We start from the raw sequence: 8053 nt of genomic DNA, 5'->3' as shown, positions 1-8053 counted from the left end.
TGTTGCGAACGATTCTCATAAATTGTAGTCTAGCGCCCCCTATGTGTGCCCTGCACACGGATGCCCATGGAGTGTGCGTTGGATAATCTGGATCGGTTGTTTCGCCTCTATCATCGCGAACTGCAGCAGATTGCCTACCGTCGGCTGGGCGACCGGGAAATGGCGGCCGACCTCATGCAGGACGCGTTTGTGCGCTACGTCGGCCTGGACCGGCAGCAGCGCACCCATACCATCACCAATCCGCGGTTTTTCCTGATTCGCGTATTGCGCAACCTGATCATCGACCTGGGCCGCAGCCGCACACGGCGCGGGCCGATGGACTCGCTGGAGGATGTGCAACACGAGTTGCTCGACCCATGCCCGGGCCCTGCGGCACTGGTGGAAATGCGCCAGCAATTGCAGCTGTTGCAGCAGGCGTTGGGAGAATTGTCCGAGAACAGCCGCCAGGCCTTGCTGCTCAACCGCCTCGACGGCTTGGGCCATGCGGCGATTGCCAAGCAACTCGGGGTGTCTCCCAGTATGGTCAGCAAATACATCATGAGCGCGGTGCTGCATTGCGCCCGGCGTCTTGGGATGACCGAGTGACACTGGAAAAACCTTCACCATTGCTGACCGAGCAGGCGTTGCAATGGCTGGTCGACCTGCATTCGGGCAGCCCCGAGGCACCGACCTGGGACGCCTACCTGCAGTGGTGCGAAACCTCGCCCGAACACCAGCGTGCCGCCCATGCGGCGGAACGACTGTGGGAGAGCCTGGGCAGCGCACTGGAGCGCCCACCTGGATCGTCACGCCGCTTGTTGCAACTGGGGCTGGTCGTCGCATTGAGCCTGGCGGGCGGCTTGTCCTGGCAGGCGGAGCAACACGGCTGGATGGCGGACCAGGTGACCGGCCTGGGTGAGCACCGCCGCGTCACACTGGACGACGGCTCGCACCTGGAACTGGCGCCGCGCACCCGGGTGGATATCGACATGCAAGGTGGTCGCCGGGTGCTGCATCTGTATACCGGCGAACTGTTCGTCCAGGTCGCCCCCGATACCCAACGCCCCTTCGAAGTACGCGCCGGGCGCGGCAGCCTGCGCGCGCTGGGCACTGGCTTCGACGTGCGACGCGAGGGCGAGCAGGTGCGGATGGTCGTCACCGAACACGCCGTGCGTGTGACCTTGGACGGCGACCCGCAGACCACCGATGTCGAGGCCGGACAGGCCGTGCAATACGGCCCGGACGGCCGCGCGCGCACCCAACCGGTCGACGTCGGCACCGCCACGGCCTGGCGCCGCGACAAACTGGTGTTCAACCGCCAACCCCTGGGCGAGGTGCTGGAGCAACTGGGTCGCTACCATCGCGGCGTGATCTGGGTCCGCGACAACAGCCTGCGCGACCTGCCCGTGACCGGCATCATCGCCACCGACGATACCGACGCCCAACTCAAACTGCTGCAACGCACCCTGCCACTGCGGGTGCGCCTGCTGCCGTGGCTGACCGTGATCGAGCGCGACGACTCGCGCCGACAGTAACCCATGCGCAAAAAATACGCTGGCCGCCGCTGTCGGGTTTCAGAAGGCTGACGTCTTTCCTGTTGAGATTGATTTTTATTTGGCTGATTTCAGCAGGGGGAGCGTTATGCAGCATCTGATCAGGCACACCGCCTTGAGCCTGGCACTAGCCACGGCCAGTGCCGTGGGAATAAGCCTGCCGGCACAGGCGGCGCAGCAGCAGAAGACCGACAACCGGGCCTACGATATCGAAGCCGGTCAACTTGACCAGGTACTGACGCGCTTTGCCGAGCAATCCGGGTTGCGGTTGATGGTCGTCAGCGAGTGGGTGGCGGGTCAGCAGTCGCAAGGGTTGAAGGGGAACTACCCGGTGCAGCAGGGGCTTGACCGGCTGTTGCTGAACAGCGGCCTGGTCGCCCGGCTGAGTGATGATGTGATCTTGATTGAAAAGGCCCCGGTGCAGGGAGGGGCGGTGGAGTTGGGGGCTACCACGATTCAGGGGCAGGGGATGGGGGAGATGACGGAGAATTCGGGGTCGTACACTACCGGACTTGTCAGCGCCGGTTCAAAAACGCCTACCAGTCTGAGGGACACACCGCAGTCGGTGTCTGTCATCACCCAGCAGGTCCTGCAAGACCGGCGTATTGTTGATCTGTCCGATGCCATGCGGCGCACGCCGGGCATCACCGTCAAAAACGCCAACTACCGCCTGCCGCAGTTCATTTCTCGTGGTTTCCGTATCGATAACATCCAGATTGATGGCGCCTCGCCGATGGATATCGGCTCTGGTATCGGTACCTTCTACGCCAACAAAACCTATGACATGGCTGAGTTCGACCATATCGAAGTGTTGAAGGGAGCATCCGGCCTGTTCGGTGGGACTGGTGATCCGGGTGGCATCATCAACGCCGTGCGTAAACGTCCGCTGGACTACTTCCAGCTCAAGTTCAATACATCGGCAGGTTCCTGGGACAACTACCGTACTGAAGTCGACGTGACGGGGCCAATGGCCTTTGACGGTAAATTGCGTGGGCGTGTGGTGGTCGCCAACACCGATCGCCAGTACTTCATGGATAACCGTAGCACCGAGAAACCTTTCATTTACGGCGTGTTGGAGGCTGATGTAACAGGCACGGCGCGGGTTACCGTCGGGGGGCGCTACGAGAAAATTCATGAAAATGGCACCGGCGACGGTTTGCCGCGCTTCAGCACCGGGCAGGACTTGAAGCTCAGTCGCCGCACTTGGTACTCGCCGAACTGGGCCTATGGCGATAACAGCTCCCAGGAAATCTTTGCCAAGTACGACCAGGAATTGGCTGACGACTGGAAGTTGAACGTTTCCTTGACCAATACCTTCGATAAATCCGAGACCAAAGGTGCATTCCTGTGGGGCTCTCCTGATCCGGTAACGCTTGAAGGCGCTACCTGGGGAGGGAGTTACATTAAAAGCTGGAGTGAGCAGACGCTGTTCGATGCCAACGTTTCCGGAAAATTTACGGCGTTCAATCGTGAGCATGAACTGCTGATCGGTGCTGATGCGCAGAAGGTGACCAGCCGCTGGCGCTCAACGAAAGCTATGCAGGGCTTCTATCCTATTGATGTCTACAATCCAGACCTCACACCTCTGCCTTCTGACAGCATTGGCAACAAGCTTGAGCGTGATTACAGCCCCAATACCCGTAAGCAGTATGGTCTGTACTCGACCTTGCGTTTACAACTGACAGATCCACTCAAGTTGATCATCGGGGCCAGGGTGCAGCGCTATAAGTTCGAACAGACCTACATGGCCGTAAAGGCTGATACAGGTGCATGGGGCATTGAGTCCCAGAGCAATCATCGTGAACCGACTAAGTTGGTTCCCTTCGGTGGTTTGGTTTACGCCCTCGATGATGAATGGTCGGCGTACGCCAGCTATTCGGAAATCTTCAAGCCCCAGGCCCAGCAACTGCAAGGTCCAAGTACTTCTGGAAAAGTCCTGGAACCCATGGTTGGCAAGACCTACGAAACCGGCATTAAGGGGGAACTCTACGGCGCAATGCTGAACGTTTCGGCTGCGCTGTTCTATACCAAGCGGGAGAAAGAGGCGATTCAAGATCCTCGGTTCGTGGCTGAGTCAGTCTTGTATGGCGGTAGTTGCTGTTATCTGGCCCAGGGCGAAATCGTCAGCAAGGGTCTTGAGCTTGAAGCCAGTGGTGAGGTGTTGCCTGGGTGGATGGTGATGGGCGGCTACACCTTGAATCTCACAGACAATGGTACCAAGGACACTTTCCTCACTACGGTTACACCCAAGCATTTGGCGAAGTTGTGGACCGTTTACACACTGCCTGATCGTCTTTCTGACTGGAAAGTAGGTGGTGGTGTCAACATTCAGAGTGCCAGCTACGCCAGCGGAACATCTTATAGGGTTAGAAAGAACCAAACAGGTGACGGGTATGATGCGTACGATGAAAAGCCTTTTGATATGGCCCAAGGCGGCTACGCCGTATGGGACGCCATGGTCGAATACAAAGTCGATGAAAACTGGACCGTTGCCCTCAACGGCAACAACCTGTTTGACCGCAAGTACTTCGAGACTCTGAAGACTTCCGAGTATGGCAATTACTACGGTGAACCGCGCAACTACATGCTGACTGTGCGGGGTACGTTCTAGGCTGTCCCTATCGTCGTAGAAAATCACCTCACCTGAGGTGATTTTTTTACGTGCGCCAAGCTCGCCAATGATTTAGAGGTGAGTACTCCACTGCGTGGCTGACAAGATGCGGTGTGGACCTGAGGCAAAGGTTTTGCGACTGTTACAAAGTGATTGAGAATCCTTCTAAATTATTTTTATCCCAAACGTTCATTAATGGCTCGACACCGATTCAAGCCAAAACCGTCCCTCTGCAACAGGGAGTGGAGTCCGGACGGTTTAACTAAATTCAGGTCATTCCGCCTCAAGAGTGGGAGGCCTTCGACATTAATGACATATCTGGGGCTTAACCAAACAATGAAACGCGAGAGTAAAAGGTTCAGGCAAAAACTCTTCAATGCTCCCCTCTCTTCCTGCCGCAGTTGCGTGTCGGTAGCGCTCCTTGGGTTGGCTCTAAGTGTCTGCGGCGTGGCTTTCGCCCAGCCCATACAGGTGAATGTGCCAGCCCAGTCGCTGGACAAGGCCCTGACCGAGCTGGGTAAGCAGACCGGCCTGCAAGTGCTTTTCGGGCCGGATATGGTTGCGGGCAAGAAGTCCACCGCCGTCAAAGGCACCCTGGAGCCCGAGGCAGCTCTTGAAGCATTGCTCAAAGGCGCGGGCCTGACTTTCCGGATTGAAAACAATACCGTCATCCTCGGCCCCGAAAATAGTACGAGTTCAACTCTTGAGCTGGGCGCCACTACCATCCAGGGCCAGGGCATGGGAGAGATGACGGAGAACTCCGGCTCCTACACCACCGGCTTGACCAGTATCGGTTCGAAAACCCCGACCAGTCTGCGGCAGACGCCACAGTCAGTGTCGGTGGTGACGGCGCAGGTTATTGACGAAAAACGCATGACTGACCTGGCTGAAGCCATGAAAGTGACGCCGGGCATCACGGTCACTAACAACAATTTCCGTTTGTCGGACTTCTCGTCGCGCGGCTTCAAGATTGAGAATATTCAAATCGACGGTGCTGCCCCGATGGCATTGGGCACTACGTCTGGCAGCTTCTACTCCAACAAAAACTACGATCTGGTTGAGTTCGACCATGTTGAGGTCCTACGTGGTGCTTCCGGTCTCTTTGGCGGTACCGGCGACCCGGGTGGCATGATCAATCTGGTGCGCAAACGCCCGCTGGATGCCTATCAGTTGAAAGTCGATATGTCGGCGGGCAGCTGGGACAATTATCGCACCCAAATGGATGTCACCGGTCCGTTGGGCTTTGATGGCAAGTTGCGTGGCAGGATGGTCGCGGCTTACACGGATCGTCAGTACATGCTGGATGATCGGGGTACAGAAAAGCCGATTTTCTACGGGATTCTGGAAGCCGATATCCTCCCTGACACACGCCTGACCTTGGGTGGGCGCTCGGAGCGTATTCATGAAACGGGGTCGGGGATCGGTTTACCGCGCGATGTGAACGGCAAGGACCTTGGTCTGTCCAGAAGTACCAGCCTGACCCAGAAGTGGTCGTATCTGGACGGGCGATCCCAAGAAATTTTTGCCAAGGTCGACCATGAACTGAGCGATGACTGGAAGCTCAATGTTTCGTATACCCAAACGCTGGATTCTGGCTTTTCAAAAGCAGCATTCAGCTTCGGCGCTGTCGACCCGGTAACACTCACCGGCCCGAAAACCGGAGGCACTAATAATCAGTATCGCAGCGATCAGAAGCTTCTTGATGTGAACCTGGCTGGCAAATTCGAATACGCAGGCTTGCAGCACGAATTGCTGGTTGGCATGGATCATCAAAAAATCACCAGCCAGTGGGAGGGGACTACCTCGTCCAACGGGGTAGGCAATCCGGTGAATGTATTTGACCCGGATGCGACGCCCTGGCCACAACCTGGAACAGACAAGAACTTTATTCGTAACTACAGCCCCAACAGCCAGACACAATATGGCCTTTACTCTACATTGCGTTTGCAACTGGCGGACCCACTTCACTTGATCATTGGTGCTCGTGCGCAGCGGTACAAGTTTGATCAGTTGTACCAAGCGATCGAAGAGGGAGCCTGGAAAGTGCAGTCGGACGTATCGACCCGCGAAGCAACCAAACTGGTTCCTTATGGCGGTATCGTCTATGACCTGACGGACGAATGGTCGACCTACGCCAGCTACTCCGAAATCTTCAAGCCTCAACAAAGCACGATGCAGGGACCATTACCGGGCAGCTCCATGGAGCCGATGACCGGCAAGACGTACGAGACCGGCGTAAAGGGCGAGTTGTGGGGCGGAGCCGTCAACACTTCCTTTGCGTTGTACTACACCTCGCGTAAAAACGAGGCAGTGCTGGATCCACGCTACGAAGAGTCCAGTATTCTGTTCGGCGGCAACTGTTGCTACTTGCCTCAGGGTGAGGTCGTCAGCAAAGGCGTCGACATGGAGTTTACCGGTGAAGTCTTGCCGGACTGGAACGTTCTGGCGGGCTATACGTATAACCACAATCGCAACCGCACTGCGGCGAAGGTATTCAGCAGTATTACGCCAAAACATCAGTTTAAACTATGGTCCACCTACCGGTTACCAGGAATACTCAACGACGTGAAAATCGGCGGTGGCGTGAATTTGCAAAGCGCTACCTACGTCAGTGGGACCACATTTGTGAACGATGTGGAGCAGAACTACAAGTACGTTCAGGCGGGTTATGCCGTATGGGATTCCATGGCCGAATACCGAGTTAACGAAAACTGGAGTGTTATCTACAACGCCAACAACCTGTTTGATAAGAAGTACTACAGCAAACTGGGGTCTTCGGCATCGGGCAACTGGTATGGCGACGAGCGCAACCACATGCTGACTTTGCGCGGTACCTTCTGGTAACCGTAGCTTGAAATAAAAAGGGACATCGCCAGATGTCCCTTTTTTATGCCTCACGGAGCAACACAGCATATTCAGTCCGTACGCTCTTCCAACCACCCCTCGACTGCCACATAAATCCCGCCAATGTCCGCACTGATCCCCGACATCCGCAGGAAGTCATGGGTCAACCCACCCTGAGTCAACAAAGTAACGTCAGTCCCGGTATCGCGAAGCAGCTGGGCGTATTCAAGTCCTTCGTCATACAACGGATCGTACTCGGCCAGGCTGACGTAGGCCGGTGCAAGAGGACCGAGGTCTTTTGCCAACAACGGTGATGTGCGCCAGTCACCGCGTTGCTCAGCGTCGGGAGTGTAATGTCGATAGAACCACTGCAAGGTATCGCTTTCCAGCAGATAGCCTTCGGCATACAGCTGGTGGGAAGGGCGCGTACGCTGAGTGTCGGCCACCGGGTAAAACAGCAACTGGGTCTTGGGCTTTAGCGCAAGGTGTTCGGGTGTCTGCACGGCGCTGATGGCCAGTACCGTGGCCAGGGTGGCGCCGGCACTGTCGCCGGCGACACTGACATTGTCCGGGTCCAGATTCAGGGAGTGCGCCTCGCGAGCCAGCCAGTTGGCGCAATCCAGGGCATCGTTGACGGCCGTGGGGAACGGATGCTCCGGAGCCAGCCGATAAGCCGGGGCCAGGACGGCATGGCGTCCGCTTGATGCCAGGCGGCGGCAAATCGAGTCATGGGAGTCAAGGCTGCCGACCACGTAGCCGCCACCGTGGAAATACAGAATGCTCGGTTGTGAAGGTTGGGCATGATGTGCCGAGCGATATAGCCGGGCTTCTATCTTTGCGCCGTCGCGTGTCGGGATGTGCAAGGTTGTAATCGTCAGGCTGGCGGGCGGCGAAGGGTCGAGGATCTGCGAGCTCAACTCGAACTCCTGCCGTGCCTGACTCACACTCAAGACATGCATGGGCTGACTCTTGCCACTCAGGCGACCCATTTCAGCCAACTCCAGAAAACCTTCGAGATCGGGGTCCAGGGGCATTACGTGTTCCTTATTGATTCAATACAGTGCCG

Annotated in this window: 5 protein-coding genes; 4 read left to right on the top strand and 1 reads right to left on the bottom strand. The window is 56.9% G+C overall.

The window, feature by feature from the left end:
* Positions 1-78 precede the first annotated feature (78 nt).
* The 4 genes from ACO77H_RS17645 (at position 79) to ACO77H_RS17630 (ending at position 6987) form a co-directional block, all read left to right on the top strand.
* Positions 79-585: an RNA polymerase sigma factor gene (locus ACO77H_RS17645; RefSeq protein WP_262377088.1), complete on the top strand. Its 507-nt coding sequence runs from the start codon at positions 79-81 to the stop codon at positions 583-585.
* Entirely contained in the window at positions 582-1514 is a 933-nt protein-coding gene (locus ACO77H_RS17640) for a FecR domain-containing protein (RefSeq protein ID WP_170058407.1), read from the top strand. The genes ACO77H_RS17645 and ACO77H_RS17640 overlap by 4 nt, the downstream gene beginning before the upstream one ends.
* Positions 1515-1620: 106 nt before the next feature.
* On the top strand, positions 1621-4143 hold the full coding sequence (locus ACO77H_RS17635; protein ID WP_432754373.1) for a TonB-dependent siderophore receptor: 2523 nt from the start codon (positions 1621-1623) through the stop codon (positions 4141-4143).
* Between the two features lie 336 nt (positions 4144-4479).
* Positions 4480-6987: a TonB-dependent siderophore receptor gene (locus ACO77H_RS17630; protein ID WP_172314475.1), complete on the top strand. Its 2508-nt coding sequence runs from the start codon at positions 4480-4482 to the stop codon at positions 6985-6987.
* A 71-nt stretch (positions 6988-7058) separates the two neighbouring features.
* On the opposite strand, the gene ACO77H_RS17625 is transcribed toward ACO77H_RS17630, so the two are convergent.
* Entirely contained in the window at positions 7059-8021 is a 963-nt protein-coding gene (locus tag ACO77H_RS17625; protein ID WP_432754372.1) for an alpha/beta hydrolase, read from the bottom strand.
* Positions 8022-8053 lie beyond the last annotated feature (32 nt).

Origin of the sequence: Pseudomonas sp. WMBT8, assembly GCF_050916005.1 — a bacterium.
GTDB lineage: Bacteria > Pseudomonadota > Gammaproteobacteria > Pseudomonadales > Pseudomonadaceae > Aquipseudomonas.
Note: the sequence above shows the minus strand (reverse complement) of the source record. Positions and strands in the feature narration are given on the sequence as shown.

Excerpts from the sequence above, each read along its gene's own strand:
- ACO77H_RS17630 (WP_172314475.1), top strand. The coding sequence starts at position 4,480 with ATGAAACGCGAGAGTAAAAGGTTCAGGCAAAAACTCTTCAATGCTCCC.
- ACO77H_RS17625 (WP_432754372.1), bottom strand. The coding sequence starts at position 8,021 with ATGCCCCTGGACCCCGATCTCGAAGGTTTTCTGGAGTTGGCTGAAATG.
- ACO77H_RS17635 (WP_432754373.1), top strand. The coding sequence starts at position 1,621 with ATGCAGCATCTGATCAGGCACACCGCCTTGAGCCTGGCACTAGCCACG.